Source organism: Alteribacillus sp. YIM 98480, from assembly GCF_009765375.1.
Taxonomy (GTDB): Bacteria; Bacillota; Bacilli; order Bacillales; family Marinococcaceae; genus Alteribacillus.
This window is the reverse complement of sequence record NZ_VTOK01000013.1, coordinates 44,811-59,228: the sequence shown is the minus strand read 5'-3', so window position 1 is coordinate 59,228 and position 14,418 is coordinate 44,811. Positions and strand designations below refer to the sequence as shown.

Annotated in this window: 12 protein-coding genes; 1 reads left to right on the top strand and 11 read right to left on the bottom strand. The window is 41.0% G+C overall.

Annotation, left to right across the window (positions count from 1 at the left end; genetic code table 11):
- Positions 1 to 70: 70 nt before the first annotated feature.
- The 4 genes from ffh to smc all read right to left on the bottom strand — a co-directional run bounded on the left by ffh (position 71) and on the right by smc (position 6,482).
- Positions 71 to 1,417: a signal recognition particle protein gene (gene ffh, locus FZF09_RS16340; protein ID WP_158737670.1), complete on the bottom strand. Its 1,347-nt coding sequence runs from the start codon at positions 1,415 to 1,417 to the stop codon at positions 71 to 73.
- Entirely contained in the window at positions 1,417 to 1,761 is a 345-nt protein-coding gene (locus FZF09_RS16335) for a putative DNA-binding protein (protein WP_158737669.1), read from the bottom strand. The genes ffh and FZF09_RS16335 overlap by 1 nt, the downstream gene beginning before the upstream one ends.
- Before the next feature lie 98 nt (positions 1,762 to 1,859).
- The gene (ftsY, locus tag FZF09_RS16330) at positions 1,860 to 2,885 is read right to left on the bottom strand and encodes a signal recognition particle-docking protein FtsY (RefSeq protein ID WP_158737668.1); all 1,026 of its coding nucleotides are present in this window, start codon (positions 2,883 to 2,885) and stop codon (positions 1,860 to 1,862) included.
- Positions 2,886 to 2,912: 27 nt separating this feature from the next.
- Entirely contained in the window at positions 2,913 to 6,482 is a 3,570-nt protein-coding gene (gene smc, locus FZF09_RS16325; protein ID WP_158737667.1) for a chromosome segregation protein SMC, read from the bottom strand.
- A 199-nt stretch (positions 6,483 to 6,681) separates the two neighbouring features.
- Between smc and FZF09_RS16320 the strand changes: the two genes are divergently transcribed.
- Positions 6,682 to 6,906 (top strand): DUF1128 domain-containing protein, encoded by a 225-nt coding sequence (locus tag FZF09_RS16320; protein WP_199256812.1) that lies wholly within the window; start codon positions 6,682 to 6,684, stop codon positions 6,904 to 6,906.
- Between the two features lie 122 nt (positions 6,907 to 7,028).
- On the opposite strand, the gene rnc is transcribed toward FZF09_RS16320, so the two are convergent.
- The 7 genes from rnc to recG all read right to left on the bottom strand — a co-directional run bounded on the left by rnc (position 7,029) and on the right by recG (position 14,379).
- Entirely contained in the window at positions 7,029 to 7,832 is an 804-nt protein-coding gene (rnc, locus tag FZF09_RS16315) for a ribonuclease III (protein WP_158737666.1), read from the bottom strand.
- 621 nt (positions 7,833 to 8,453) lie between these two features.
- Entirely contained in the window at positions 8,454 to 8,687 is a 234-nt protein-coding gene (acpP, locus tag FZF09_RS16310) for an acyl carrier protein (RefSeq protein ID WP_158737665.1), read from the bottom strand.
- 176 nt (positions 8,688 to 8,863) lie between these two features.
- Positions 8,864 to 9,607, bottom strand: a complete 744-nt coding sequence (fabG, locus tag FZF09_RS16305) for a 3-oxoacyl-[acyl-carrier-protein] reductase (protein ID WP_158737664.1) — start codon at positions 9,605 to 9,607, stop codon at positions 8,864 to 8,866.
- Positions 9,608 to 10,558, bottom strand: a complete 951-nt coding sequence (gene fabD, locus FZF09_RS16300; RefSeq protein ID WP_158737663.1) for an ACP S-malonyltransferase — start codon at positions 10,556 to 10,558, stop codon at positions 9,608 to 9,610.
- Between the two features lie 3 nt (positions 10,559 to 10,561).
- Positions 10,562 to 11,551 carry a phosphate acyltransferase PlsX gene (plsX, locus tag FZF09_RS16295; RefSeq protein WP_158737662.1) on the bottom strand — a complete coding sequence of 330 codons (990 nt, stop codon included), beginning with the start codon at positions 11,549 to 11,551 and terminating at the stop codon, positions 10,562 to 10,564.
- Positions 11,552 to 11,699: 148 nt separating this feature from the next.
- Positions 11,700 to 12,254: a transcription factor FapR gene (gene fapR / locus FZF09_RS16290; protein WP_158737661.1), complete on the bottom strand. Its 555-nt coding sequence runs from the start codon at positions 12,252 to 12,254 to the stop codon at positions 11,700 to 11,702.
- Between the two features lie 82 nt (positions 12,255 to 12,336).
- On the bottom strand, positions 12,337 to 14,379 hold the full coding sequence (recG, locus tag FZF09_RS16285) for an ATP-dependent DNA helicase RecG (protein ID WP_158737660.1): 2,043 nt from the start codon (positions 14,377 to 14,379) through the stop codon (positions 12,337 to 12,339).
- Between the last annotated feature and the right edge of the window lie 39 nt (positions 14,380 to 14,418).

Sequence of the window (14,418 nt, the reverse complement as noted above, 5' to 3'; positions counted from 1 at the left end):
AAAAAATTATTTCACACAATAGCACATTATAATAGGAATTGGATTCCCTGTAAAGGTTTTTTCCTTTTCACTACATAAAAGGCAATTGGAAACCGCCTTTTCCTTTTTTCTTACCCTTTTGCATAGACGTCATCTGCTTCATCATTTTTTTCATATCTTCAAACTGTTTTAACAAACGATTGACATCTTGAATGGTTGTACCGCTCCCTTTAGCAATACGGCGTTTACGACTGGCATTCATTACAGAAGGGTTCTGCTTTTCATGTGCTGTCATAGAGCGGACGATCGCTTCAACACGGCCAATTTGGCTCTCATCAATCTGAATGTTTTTCATCGCCTTTTTGTTGGCGCCAGGCATCATCGCTAACAGCTCATCGAGCGGCCCCATGCTGCGAACTTGTTCTAACTGTTCGAGAAAATCATCAAAAGTAAGGTCCGCTGAGCGAATTTTTTTCTCAAGTTCCTTAGCGCGCTCTTCATCTACATTGGTTTGAGCCTTTTCGATGAGAGAAAGTACGTCTCCCATACCTAAAATACGGGATGCCATCCGTTCAGGATGGAAAGGTTCAAGCTGATCTACTTTCTCCCCCATCCCCGCAAACTTAATCGGAGTTTCCGTTACTGCTTTAACAGATAGAGCAGCACCGCCTCTTGTGTCACCGTCAAGTTTTGTCAGGACAACGCCAGTAAGACCAAGCTGTTCATTAAAACTTTCAGCGACGTTGACAGCATCCTGCCCTGTCATTGCATCGACAACTAAAAGGATTTCATCAGGCTGAACTGTATCTTTTATCTCCTGAAGTTCTCCCATCAGTTGTTCATCGACATGCAAACGGCCGGCGGTATCGATGAGAACATAATCTTGATGCTCTTCTTTCGCCTGACTTACGGCACCGCTAGCTATATCTACAGGGTTTACTTGATCACCTAGAGAAAACACAGGCATATCAAGCTGTTTTCCTAATGTATTCAGCTGATCAATAGCGGCAGGACGATATATATCAGCAGCAGCCATTAACGGTTTTCGATTATTATTTTTGCGGAGGTAGTTAGCAATCTTAGCTGTCGTCGTTGTTTTCCCGGCACCTTGCAGACCAACCATCATCACAACGGTAGGCGGCTTTTGAGCGTGGGCAATTTTGCTTTGTTCACCGCCCATCAGCTTGGTGAGCTCTTCATTAACCACCTTAATTACTTGCTGGCCTGGGGTGAGGCTTTTCATCACTTCTTGGCCGACTGCACGTTCTTTCACGTCATTGACAAACTTTTTCACGACCTTAAAGTTAACGTCTGCTTCAAGAAGGGCGAGACGCACTTCACGCATCATTTCTTTAACGTCTGCCTCCGAAACTTTTCCTCTGCCCTTCATTTTGTCAAAGGTTGCCTGCAGTCGTTCCGCCAAACCTTCAAAAGCCATTATTTTGTCCCCTCCTCCTCTAATTTTTCGAGCGCATCAATGGTTTTCATCAGACCGGGGGAAGGAGAGCTTTCTTCAGCGTACTTTCTTAACTGACGATATCGCTTTGTCCGCTCTTTATATTTTTGATAAAGACCAAGTTTGTCTTCATACTCTTCTAGCATCGCCTCCGTCCGTTTAATGTTATCATAGACGGCTTGACGGCTGACGTCGAACGTCTCGGAAATTTCTCCGAGCGAAAAATCGTCAAGAAAGTAAAGCTCCATATACTTCTGCTGTTTTAACGTTAACAAGGGCTGATAAAAATCAAATAAAGCGTTCATGCGTACAGTTTTTTCGAGCATGATGTTCACCCTCTTAATGTTAAGTCAAATCCCTTTACAAACAAGGATGATACTAAAATTATAACTGTCTGTCAAGAAAATATCTTTACGTCCAATTATTATTCACGTGTATTTTCTATTTCTTCTTCTTCCTTTTCTTCCCCTGTCTCTTCTTCGACTAGTTCTTTAAAAAGTCCATACACGAACTGTTCTGCATCAAATGGCTGCAGATCATCCATGCCTTCTCCTAAGCCTACGAGCTTAACCGGTATATTTAATTCGTTTCTTATGGCTAGTACGATACCGCCTTTTGCAGTACCATCCAGCTTTGTCAGCACAATCCCAGAAACTTCCGTTGCTTCACCAAATGTCTTGGCCTGGCTCATTGCATTCTGACCTGTGGTGGCGTCAAGTACCAAGAGGACTTCATGAGGGGCATCGGGTATTTCACGGGAAATCACCCGCTTAACTTTTTCAAGCTCTTTCATCAGATTCACTTTGTTTTGCAGTCTTCCTGCCGTATCACATAAAAGTACATCTGCTTTTTTAGCACGAGCCGATTGGATAGCATCATACATAACAGCAGCAGGGTCAGAACCAGCTTGCTGCTTTATGACATCCACTCCCACTCGATCTCCCCATGCTTCTAGCTGCTCGATCGCCCCGGCCCGAAACGTATCTCCCGCAGCCATAACTACTGTTTTCCCTTCTTCTTTAAACGAATGAGCCATTTTTCCAATCGTTGTCGTTTTACCTACTCCGTTAACGCCGACAAAAAGAATGACAGTCATTTGATCGTCCTGCATGTTAAGGTCTGCATCTTCTCCACTTTTATCCAGTTTTTCAGCCAGTTTTTCACTAATGACTGGGGCAATCTCTCTTGATTCTTTAATGTTGCGAAGTTTCACTTCATCTTTTAATTCGTCAATAAGCTCCATGACGGTCGAAACACCGACATCTGCCCCAATTAAAATTTCTTCTAGTTCTTCAAAAAAGTCTTCATCCACCGTGCGGTACTGGGCAAATAACTCGTTCATTCGGCCGACAAAAGAGTCTCTTGTCTTCGTCAGTCCATCTTTAAACTTTTCTGTCACTGTTTCTGTCTGTTCAGTGAATTTATCTTTTAATTTTTTAAAAAACCCCATAATTAATATGTAAACTCCTTTCTATAATTAAGTGGCGGATTCTATTAGTTCAGACGTTTCTTCAAGTCTGACAGAAACCATTTTAGAAACACCTGACTCTTCCATCGTAATCCCGTATAGCACGTCGGCCTCTTCCATTGTGGCTTTTCGATGACTGATCACAATAAATTGAGTGCTTTGGCTGAATGTTCGTAAATACTTAGCAAAGCGTGTGACATTTGCTTCATCAAGGGCTGCTTCCACTTCATCAAGCACACAAAACGGCACAGGTTTTACTTTCACAATGGAAAACAATAACGCTATTGCTGTTAATGCTTTTTCTCCCCCTGATAACAAAGAAAGGTGCTGGCGTTTTTTCCCAGGAGGCCTTGCAATAATATCTACTCCTGTTTCAAGCAGCTCTTTCGGGTCTGTTAAGTGAAGATCTGCCTCTCCACCGCCAAACAGCTCTGTATAGGTTTCTTGAAAATGGTGCCGTATCTCGGTAAAAGTCTCTGAAAAACGCCGCTTCATTTCTTCATCCATTTCATTAATCACATCACGCAGCGACTGCTGTGCTTGAAGCAAATCACTTCTTTGCTCTGATAAAAACGACACTCGTTCATGTATTCTTTCATATTCTTCAATGGCGCCGAGGTTCACCGTGCCTAATTCTTCTATTCCCAATTTAATTAATTTAATTTTCTTTCTAGCCTCTTGCGTCTCCACAGTGAGAGGATACATGTCTTTTGCTCGTTCGAAAGTCAGCTCATATGTGTCCTGAAGACTGTTCAACCGTGTATCTAGCTCCACGTCAAGCCGGTTTAGTTCCACTTGTTTGTCGTGAAACGTCTTCTGATGTTCATTATAGTCATAGGAAAGCTGTTGAATACTAGCCTTTAAACGTTCGGCTTTTTCATAGCCTTCGACCCGGTCTCTACGAAGGGCTGTCATTTCTTGGGTTAGCTGTTCTTTCTTTTCTTTTATGGCATCAATATCTACTTGCAGGGCATCATCGCCCCCATCTAAAGAAGACAACTGTTCTTGTAAGATTTCAATGTCTTTTTGCAGCGACTCAAGGTCTTTTTCTTCTTCTTTATGTTGAGACTCTAATCGTTTCATTTCAGACGAATCATGAGACATCGTTTCCTTTGCAGCTGCTAGTTCGACTTTCCAAGCCGTTTCTTCTTCCTTTAATTGCTCTAATTTTTGACCACGTTCTTTTTCCATTGACTCAAGCTCAGTCATCTTATCTTCCATTTGTTTCAGCTTAGCTTGAATCGATTCTTTATTTTCACTAAGTACCTTTTGACGGTGTTCAAGTTTTCTTTTTTCTTCTTCAAGAGAAGCTGATTCTTTGTCAAACAGGGACAAACGAGAATTAGCGCGGGAAAGCTCTGCTTCTGCTTTTGCAAGTTCTTCTTTTGCAAGCTCCAGCCTGTCTCTGGCTTTCTCACCTTCTTGACGGCTCGTTTCTAATTGTCTAGTAAGTTGTTCCCGCTTTTCTTTTAAGGTTTTAACGGTGCGCTCCAAGTTATCTGTTTTTTCGTGCATGATTTTATACTTTTTCTTTAATTCTTCAAGCTCTTGCTGCCGCGCTAACAGCTGCCCTTTTTTCTGATTAGCTGCTCCTCCGCTCATTGAACCACCCGGATTAACGACATCGCCGTCCAATGTTACAAAACGAATTTTATAGCCGGAAATTCTAGCCATGTTGTTTGCTGCCTCTAATGTTTTAGCAAACACAACCTGGCCGAGCAGGTTTTCAACAATATGCTTATAAGCGTCTTGTACTTTCACCGCTTCTGAGCCAACTGTAATAAACCCGTCGGCAGCCTCAAGTTTTTGTTTTATAGAAGCAGACAATGGCCTTTTACGGATAACATTTGAAGGCAAAAAGGTTGCTCTTCCTTTTTGTCTGCTTTTTAAATATTGAATGGCTTGTCTAGCATCGCTTTCTGTTTCGGTTACGATATGCTGTAAAGAACCGCCAAGCGCTGTTTCTATAGCAGTAACATACTTTTTTTCCACATCAATTAACTCTGCTACTGCACCGACAATTCCTGTTAGATTTACTCTCGCTTTTAATACTTCTTTTACGCCTTGAAAAAAACCAGAATAATCAGCTTCCATTTCTTCTAATACATTCATACGTGATTTCGTCTGATCTAAATAACGATAGGCTTCATATAACTTTTTCTCTTGCTTATCTGTTTCTTCTGTATGTTCGCTCCATTGTTTATGAAGTTGTTTGTATGCTGTTTTCATTTTTTCATAATGTTCCTGCAGCTTTTCGACTTCTTCCCGTCGTTCTGCGGCTGTTTTTTCCGATTGTTGTCTTTCTCTCACATACATCTCATTTTCTTGTTGTAAAGAACCAGATTTTTTATTTAATTGCGCCTGTTGATCTGTTAGATGTCTTTCTTCATTTCGAATCGCAGCTTGTTCATTTAACCGCTCAATATATTCGCTTTTTAACGATTCAATTTCCGATTCTTTGCTATGTGCATAACGTTTCCATTTCTTTTGATTTTCTTTAAGTTTTTCTTCGAGTTCTTTAACTTGTGAGGTACTTTTCTGCAATTTTTTCTGCTGGGTTTCAAGGTCTGTTTTGGTTTGCTCATTTTTCCGTGTTATTTCTTGTAGACGCTTCTCCCATTCTTCTTTTTTCTCGCCAGCGTTTTTTCCTCGTTCTTCTAAAAGACGGCGCTGACCTTCTTCTTTTTCCAAACGTTCGCTAGTGGCTACTAGCTTATCTTGCAGGGTGTTGATGGACTCATCGAGCAATTCAGCCTCTTCTTGGACTTTTGACAACTGATCTTCATCTTGCTTCAGTTTGTTGTTTACTTTTTGTTTTTGTTCTTCCACATGATCTAGTTCATCTTGAATCGTTGTCCATTTTTCATGCTTTTCTTCTATTTCCTTTACTGTCAGTGCAATTTCATGTTCTTCTAATTCTTCTTTTTTAGCAAGGTAGTCCTTTGCCGCTGATGCCTGCATTTTCAAAGGTTCCACTTGACCTTCGAGTTCATGTAAAATGTCTTCAATCCGGTTTAGATTATCCTGCGTTTCGGTTAATTTTTTCTCAGCCTGATGTTTGCGCTGTTTATACTTTACAACCCCGGCAGCTTCTTCAAAAATAGCCCGGCGCTCTTCTGGCTTACTTGAAAGTACTTCTTCGACCCGGCCTTGGCCGATAATCGAAAATGCTTCTTTTCCCATTCCCGAATCCATAAACAATTCTACTATGTCTTTTCGTCTGCATGGCTGTTGATTAATTAAGTATTCACTTTCCCCAGAGCGGTATAATTTGCGTGTTACGCTGACCTCACTATAACCAAGATCCATCTCGCCATCTTCATTGTCTAATACAAGTGTAACTTCTGCTCGGTTTAAGGACCTCCGTGTATCACTGCCAGCAAAAATAACATCTTCCATCTTAGATCCTCTCAAAGATCTTGCTGACTGTTCTCCTAGAACCCAGCGTATACCGTCTGAAATATTACTTTTTCCGCTTCCATTGGGGCCAACCACGGCATTTATGCCAGACAAAAATTCTATGTTCATCTCTTCTGCAAATGATTTAAATCCTTTAATTTCAAGTCGTTTGAGGAACAAATCTGTATCCTCCTCTGTTTTCTTTCTATGTTGAAATTTGCATGCTGCAATCCTTATGTTAGTGCGGCTACACTATTTTACCATACCTGCAATTATCGAAGAAGGTCGTATTGCCAGGACTTAATGCCTGTTTGCGCTTTTTTCATAAAACCCCTAAAATGAATACATGGAAAAGCAGTGAAAAAAGGTGGGGAAAATATTGAGTTTAGAAGAAAAAACACAAGAAAATTTGAGCTTTATGGTTGAAGAAATTACGCAAAAACTACAAGTAGTGAACACAGCTGCCATGAAAGGGGACAGCTTTGACTTGAAAAATTACGAAGACATTAAAGATATTTATGAAATGGTAGAAAGCAAAGATCACTTCAGTGTAAGTGAAATGGACGCTATTGTTTCAGAGCTTGGAAAACTTAAAAAGTCATAAAGCATTATATTCTATAGGACTAGAAATAACCACGCGGACTTATTTTGTTTCGCGTGGTTTTTCATTCCAATAACTGGTCCAGATACAAACTGAAACATCGTACTATTTTCCAAAAGAACTTGTTACTCTACCTTTCCCTTCTCGGTTTCCGATGGATCTAATTTTGACAGTGCCTGCTGAGCAGCATGCTGTTCCGCTTCTTTTTTAGAACGACCCCGTCCTTCTCCGAGTACTTTTTCATTCAAATATACTGCTGACACAAATTCACGGCTATGCGCCGGTCCGATTTCATCTTTAATTTCATAAACAATAGTTCCCAGGTTATCTCTTTGGATATGCTCTTGTAATTGACTTTTAAAATCCATCATATGCGAAAAAGCACCGTGATCAATTTTCGGATACACCGTTTGATTTAATAACGTATATACACGCTCGATTCCTTGGTCGAGATATAATGCTCCGACAAATGCTTCAAATACATCTGCCAATAAAGCCGGCCGCTTTCTCCCACCGGTCATTTCTTCTCCTTTGCCAAGAAAAACAAGCTCTCCAAAATGCAGTTCTTCTGCAAGATTGGCAAGAGATGCCTCGCAGACAATGGCTGCGCGGAGTTTTGTCATATCTCCTTCACTCATCGTAGCAAACCGTTTAAAAAGGTGCTGCGATACAGCTAACTCAAGGACAGCATCCCCCAGGAATTCCAGGCGTTCATTGTCATGAACGGAACGAATACGATGCTCATTCACATAGGATGAATGAGTAAAAGCTTGAATCAAAAGTTTTTCGTCTTCAAAAGATAAACCAAGCGTTTCAAGCATTTTTGTAAGCTTTTGACGGTGTTCTTCGGTAAGCACCAATTTTTTTCTAGTCCTGCGTCCGCGCGAAGACGGATGTTTTTTTGAAGATTTTTGTGATGGGTGTGCCATAGCAGGTCCTCCGTTTTTCGTACCAGTATCATGAAAAAAATAAGAGGTGAGGAAACCACTTTCTCTTTTTTATTTTTAGCAAATCCTAATCGCGAAAATTGCCGTTTTTTTATACTGTGTACCGATAAAATTTTATGCGCCTTAACAGTATTAGGAAAACTTTGCTTTCCGCCCATTTCAAATGACAGAAGCCTTAGTCTTTGTTTTTACTTTATTCCTTTAGAAAAGGTGAATTTTTTTAAAGTGAATGAATTTCATCATTCATTTCTATATCATTTAAACGAACATATATAAGTTTCCTCGTTATTGTTCGATTTTCACTTCAGACGGATGCATTCATCCTCGGGGCACAAGCGCGACATCCACTCCAGCTCCCTTTGTTCGTTATCGCCGTGGCTTCTTTGCTCCGGGCTTGGCTTCAGCCTCCTTGACAGCAAGCGGCCTGCTGGTCTTGAGCTCAAGCTTATCCCGCCGAAGTCGCCGCCTTCCGCTACAATCGATATAATGTTCGTTTTTGATAATCAAGCACTTATGAAATGGATTCAAGTACAAAGAAAAAGAGACCGCTTAAAAGAGCAGGTGACATCAGCCTTTTTAACGGCCTCTTTTCAATATCATCTATTATTGCTGTGCTTCTATGTAATTGACAACATCAGCAACAGTAGAAATTTTTTCTGCTTCTTCATCAGAAATTTCAAGGTCGAATTCGTCTTCTAATTCCATTACGAGTTCAACCACATCCAACGAATCGGCGCCTAAGTCGTCTTTAAAAGTAGCTTCTTTCGTTACTTCTGATTCTTCTACTCCTAGACGATCAGCGACAATACTTTTAATGCGATCGAGTGTATCAGCCATTATCTTTCACCTCCTTTAAAGGATTTTCATTAGTACTAAGTGACATTATAGAAGATGTGCCCTTTATTTACTAGTTACAGTTAACCAAGAGGCACTCTTTTATAAAACTTGGATGTCCGTAAAATTTCTGTGGCTTGTTATTACTCATACATAACCTTACACACGTTTTTTACAGGTTAGGGCATGGCCATACCGCCGTCCACATGAACGGTTTGGCCGGTAATGTATTTTGCGTCTTCGGAAGCGAGAAAACGCACCGTTTTTGCGATGTCTTCTGGTTCTCCAAGTACGCCAAGCGGAATTTGCTGTAGTAAAGCCTCCTTAGAGTCTTCTTGCAGCTCTTCTGTCATATCTGTCGCTATAAATCCAGGAGCTACCGCGTTCACCTGAATGCTGCGAGGAGCAAATTCTCTTGCCAATGTTTTAGTCAATCCGATTACACCAGCTTTTGCAGCTGTATAGTTTGCTTGTCCTGCATTTCCTAAAATGCCAACGACAGAAGCAATATTAATAATTTTACCGCCTCGCTGTTTCATCATCGGACGTGCAGCTGCTTTCGCGCACTGAAAGACGCCTTTTAAGTTCGTATCAAGTACAGCATCCCAATCTTCTTCTTTTAAGCGCATCACTAGGTTGTCACGAGTAATACCTGCATTATTTACTAGAATATCAATACTTCCAAATACATTGGTCACTTCTTTTATCATTGCTTTCACATCATCTTCTTTTGAGACATCCGCTTGGATCGCAAATGCCTCCACTCCGTAATCTTTGCAGGCTGCAGCAACTTCTTCTGCTTTTTGAGCACTGCCTGCATAATTAACTGCTACATTTGCTCCGTTTTTAGCAAGTTCAAGAGCAATTGCTCTGCCAATCCCGCGGGAAGCACCAGTGACAAGCGCTGATTTACCATTTAACAATTACGACTCCTCCTTTTTTAATTTCTCTATTGTTTTTTCCATCGATTCCATATCTTGAACAGCGTGAACGTTTACTCCTCTGCGCTGTACCCGTCGAACAAGACCGCTCAGAACATTACCAGGTCCTACTTCAACAAATGTCGTAACATTCAGTTCAAGGAGACGTCGGATGGTGTCTTCCCAATACACAGGGGAAGTAACTTGTTCAACCAGCTGCCGTTTGAGTACTCCAGCTTCTGTGGCTTCTTTTGCATTTACATTGGCAACCACTGGTACTTCAGCGTCTTGAAATGCCACCGGGGAAAGAACACTTTCTAGCTTATCCTGAGCGGGCTGCATCAATTTGGAATGAAAAGGACCGCTCACCGGCAATGGTATGACCCGTTTCGCCCCTTTTCCCTTGGCAAGTTCTCCTGCTTTTTCTACCGCTTCTTTTGTCCCGGAAATGACAATTTGCCCAGGGGCATTTAAATTCGCAAGCTGAACAATGTCACCACTTCCTGACACATTTTCTGTCACGACCTGCAGCTCTCTTCTATCTAATCCCATGACAGCTGACATTGCTCCAACACCGGATGGTACTGCTTCTTCCATAAATAAACCGCGCTGCCTTACAATTTTAACCGCATCAGAAAAAGGAAGCACTCCTGCTGCAACTAGAGCAGAATATTCGCCTAAACTGTGCCCTGCTGTATAATCAGGAGTTATCCCCCTCTCCTTTAGCATTTCAAACAAAGCCGTACTGGCAGTAAGCAAGGCTGGCTGAGCATTTTCTGTCCGTTTCAATTCTTCTTCTGGTCCATTTAACATTAATCCGGACAATGGATGACCTAACGTTTCATCTGCTGACTCTATTCTACTTTTTGCTCCGGAATGGTTCTCATAAATATCTTTTCCCATACCGGCATGCTGCGATCCTTGTCCGGGAAAAAGAAACGCTGTTTTTGCCATATCTTATTCCTCCTGTTTATTTGCTTCTTTGCTTATTACATCTGTTACGTTCTCATTTACCATCTGTCTAGCCTGGCGGATAGCATGATATACAGCGGTATGATCAGAAGAACCGTGCGCTTTAATAACCGGAGCTTTTAAACCGAATAATCCAGCTCCCCCGTAATGAGAATAGCTCATTTTTTCTTTGATATTAGAAAAACTAGATCGCAATAATCCTGCTGCCAGTTTATTCGAGAAACTAGAAGTCAATTCCTGCTTTAAAAGTGTAAATAAGGTGCCCGCTGTTCCTTCTATTGACTTCAAGACCAAATTACCAGAAAATCCATCACACACAGCCACATCACATACTCCGTTTAAAAGATCACGAGCTTCTACATTTCCTATAAAATGGAGCGGAGCTTCTGATAACAGGTCAAATGCTTCTTTAGTAAGTTCATTTCCTTTCCCATCTTCTGTTCCTACGTTAATAAGCCCGATTCTTGGACGGTTCACTTTTTTTACCATTTCCATGTACGTAGATCCCATGTATGCATTTTGGAGTAAATGGGAAGCTTTTGCATCAACGTTTGCGCCAACGTCAAGAAGCAGAAAACCTTCCCCATCTACTGTGGGAAGCATCGGAGCAAGGGCTGGCCTTTCAATGCCTGTTATACGGCCGACATGCAATAAACCAGCTGTCATGAGAGCTCCTGTATTACCTGATGAAATACAAGCATCAGCACGTCCTTCTCTCACTTCGCGTACTGTAAGCACCATCGAAGCGTTACGTTTTCTTCGAACCGCTCTTGTCGGTGTATCGTCATCTTCTATTTTTTCGTCGGTATGTAACACAGAAATATTTTTTGATTTGGTTAAATGCTTGCGGATTCGCGGTTCATCGCCTACTAATAAAATTTCAACATCTTTAAAGGAACGAACCGCAGCCATTGCTCCCGCAACATGAGCTTTAGGAGCATGATCTCCGCCCATTGCGTCGATGACAATTTTCATGAACGTCTTCTCCTTTTCTTAGACAAACTCGGCATGCTTTTTTTATATTAAAAGAAATTGCCTAAAAACACCGCACCTGTGACAGTTCCATTCATCACTCCTGTACGTTGAAACTGTTTGTTTTGTTAATGCTGTAAATGAATATGTTTTATCTATGAGATCGATACATCACAAATTCCCCGTGAAAGACAGTCTCCCGGTTTACTCGGCTGGTAACCTCGACAATCGTTTTACTTTTTCCTGTTTCAGCCACAACAGCCTTAGCAACGACTCTTTCCCCGGATTTCACCTGTCTGCTGAAATGCACGGAAGCTTTTGTAGTAAGGGCTAATTCATCATTAATAATGGCAACTGCCAAAGAATTGGCCTGGGCAAATAAATAATGACCGCGAGCAATCCCAGTACGCGAAAAAACATGTTCTTCACCGATATCTAAAATAGAAATAGCTTCTTCATCCAATCGTAAATCAACAATTTCCCCAATGACTTCTTCTAATGGCAGAGCTTTTACTTCATCTAGGTGTTCCCTCGCTACGTGTTTAATCCGCTCACGCAATTCTGGTATAGACAGCTCCAGCCGATCGAGGCGGATTGTCTGTACACTTACATCAAAGGCTTCAGCCAAAGCTTCATCTGTAATAAATGGATCAGCTTGGATTTTTTCTTTTAAAAAGTGTTGTCTTTCTTTTTTATTTCTTTTCACGCCTCCGCCACCATCCGCTTCTATGACTAGGTACTAAAAGTAGTATATAATTCTGCTTTTTTAATTTCAAGCATACACTTTCCTAATCTATTTTTTGTCCGCTTAACACACCGCTTTTATCTAAATAGTGCCTTAAGTAAGAATACTCAGCAGCTGTCCAAAATTCTTTGCTTTTTATTAACTGGGCTGCATCCTGCCGTGCTGTTTCAAGTGCTCTATAATCATGGACAGGATCGGCAATTTTAAAGTCAGGAAGTCCACTTTGTTTACTTCCAAAAAAATCCCCCGGTCCTCTTAATTCTAGATCTTTTTCAGACAAAACAAAGCCATCCTCTGTTTCCTGCATGATCTGCATCCGCTCTTTTCCTGTTTCTCCTTTAGGATCAGCAAGCAAAATACAGTAAGATTGTTGATCTCCTCGACCAACTCTCCCTCTTAACTGGTGCAGCTGCGAAAGTCCAAAACGATCGGCATCATAAATGACCATGACTGTCGCATTAGGAACGTTGACACCTACTTCTACTACAGTAGTTGAAACTAAAATCTGAATATCATTTGTAGAAAAAGCCTCCATTATTTGTTCTTTTTCCTCAGCAGCCAGTCTTCCGTGAATTAAACCTACTTCACAGGAGAAAAATTGCTGCAGCTGAGCATGGACATCAATGGCATTTTGAACATCGAGTTTATCAGACTCTTCAATAAGCGGACAAATGACATACGCCTGTCGTCCCTTGTTCACTTCTTTTTGTATAAACCGCAGCACTCTATCTAGCATAGGAGGTTTAACCCAATATGTTTCTATTGTTTTTCGTCCAGCCGGCAGTTCATCGATGATAGAAACATCCATATCTCCAAACACAGTAATTGCAAGCGTACGAGGGATAGGGGTTGCCGTCATAAACAGCACGTCTGGTTCATAGCCTTTATCGCGAAGGACTCGTCTTTGTTCAACACCAAATCGGTGCTGTTCATCGGTAATGACCAGTCCGAGATTTAAAAAAGCTACATCCTCTTGAATAAGCGCATGCGTCCCTATGACAACATGTGTTTCCCCATTTTCTACGGAAGCATTCACTTCCCTTCTTCTTTTACCTTTTGTCGAACCAGTTAACAGAGAAATCTTCACGTTTGTGTTCGAAAATAATTCTGTCAGCCCTTGGTAATGTTGTTCCGCTAAAATTTCTGTAGGAACCATTAATGCAGATTGAGATCCTGATAAGTAGACAGCATACATAGCTATAGCGGCTACGACCGTTTTTCCCGATCCTACATCCCCTTGTAAAAGCCGATTCATTTTTAATGGATCTTTTAAATCTTTGGTTATTTCTTCTATGACACGCATTTGAGCGTTTGTTAAAGAAAACGGCAGCTTGTTTATAAATGTTGTTATTTTTTCTTTATCAAAGGAATGAACTCTGCCATGTACTGAGAGACGTTCTTGGCGTTTAAAGGCCTGCATTTTTAATTGAAAAAATAAAAGTTCTTCATATACCAAGCGGCGTCTAGCATGCTTTAATTTTTCTTTATTTTCTGGACGGTGAATTGCTGTGTATGATTGTTTTCGCGAAGGAAGTTTATAAGAGACTAAAAACGATGACGGCAAATTTTCCTCGATGTATGTGCTGTATTCTGTAAGAGCAGAATGAATATAACGGCGCAGCTGCTTTACTGTTACATTACCTCCAGTCGAGTATACCGGTTCTAGCTGCTTTGTCGGATCCGGGCTTCCCTTTTTAAAATCCTGTACAGTAATGGACAGCTTATATTTATCCCATTTGCCTGTAAGCGTTACCGTTTCACCTCTTTTTAGTTTATTTTTTAAAAAGGCTCGATTAAAGAACACAGCCGTAAGGAGTATGTTTTCAACCATTAAACGAACTGTCATTCTTGATTTCTTTTTCCCGTAAAATCGAATAGCAGGCTCCGTTTGAATCGTTCCTGAAACAGTTACTCGATCATCATGCCGCAGCTCTTCTATTGGGAGAACTTCATGATTTTCATAGCGATAAGGAAAATGCTGCAAAAGATCTGCAATCGTAAATAAACCAATCTGGTTAAGTTCTTTTTCTTTTTCCTCACCAATTCCTTTTAATATGGAAACCGGCTGACTTAAGGTGCGGTTCATCTTCTATCGAAGGAAACACCAGCTGTATTCGTTTCCCAT

Bases quoted from the DNA above. Each gene is read 5' to 3' on its own strand.
- ffh (WP_158737670.1), bottom strand. From the start codon at position 1,417: ATGGCTTTTGAAGGTTTGGCGGAACGACTGCAGGCAACCTTTGACAAA.
- FZF09_RS16335 (WP_158737669.1), bottom strand. From the start codon at position 1,761: ATGCTCGAAAAAACTGTACGCATGAACGCTTTATTTGATTTTTATCAG.
- ftsY (WP_158737668.1), bottom strand. From the start codon at position 2,885: ATGGGGTTTTTTAAAAAATTAAAAGATAAATTCACTGAACAGACAGAA.
- rnc (WP_158737666.1), bottom strand. From the start codon at position 7,832: ATGGCACACCCATCACAAAAATCTTCAAAAAAACATCCGTCTTCGCGC.
- acpP (WP_158737665.1), bottom strand. From the start codon at position 8,687: ATGGCTGATACACTCGATCGCATTAAAAGTATTGTCGCTGATCGTCTA.
- fabD (WP_158737663.1), bottom strand. From the start codon at position 10,558: ATGGCAAAAACAGCGTTTCTTTTTCCCGGACAAGGATCGCAGCATGCC.
- plsX (WP_158737662.1), bottom strand. From the start codon at position 11,551: ATGAAAATTGTCATCGACGCAATGGGCGGAGATCATGCTCCTAAAGCT.
- recG (WP_158737660.1), bottom strand. From the start codon at position 14,379: ATGAACCGCACCTTAAGTCAGCCGGTTTCCATATTAAAAGGAATTGGT.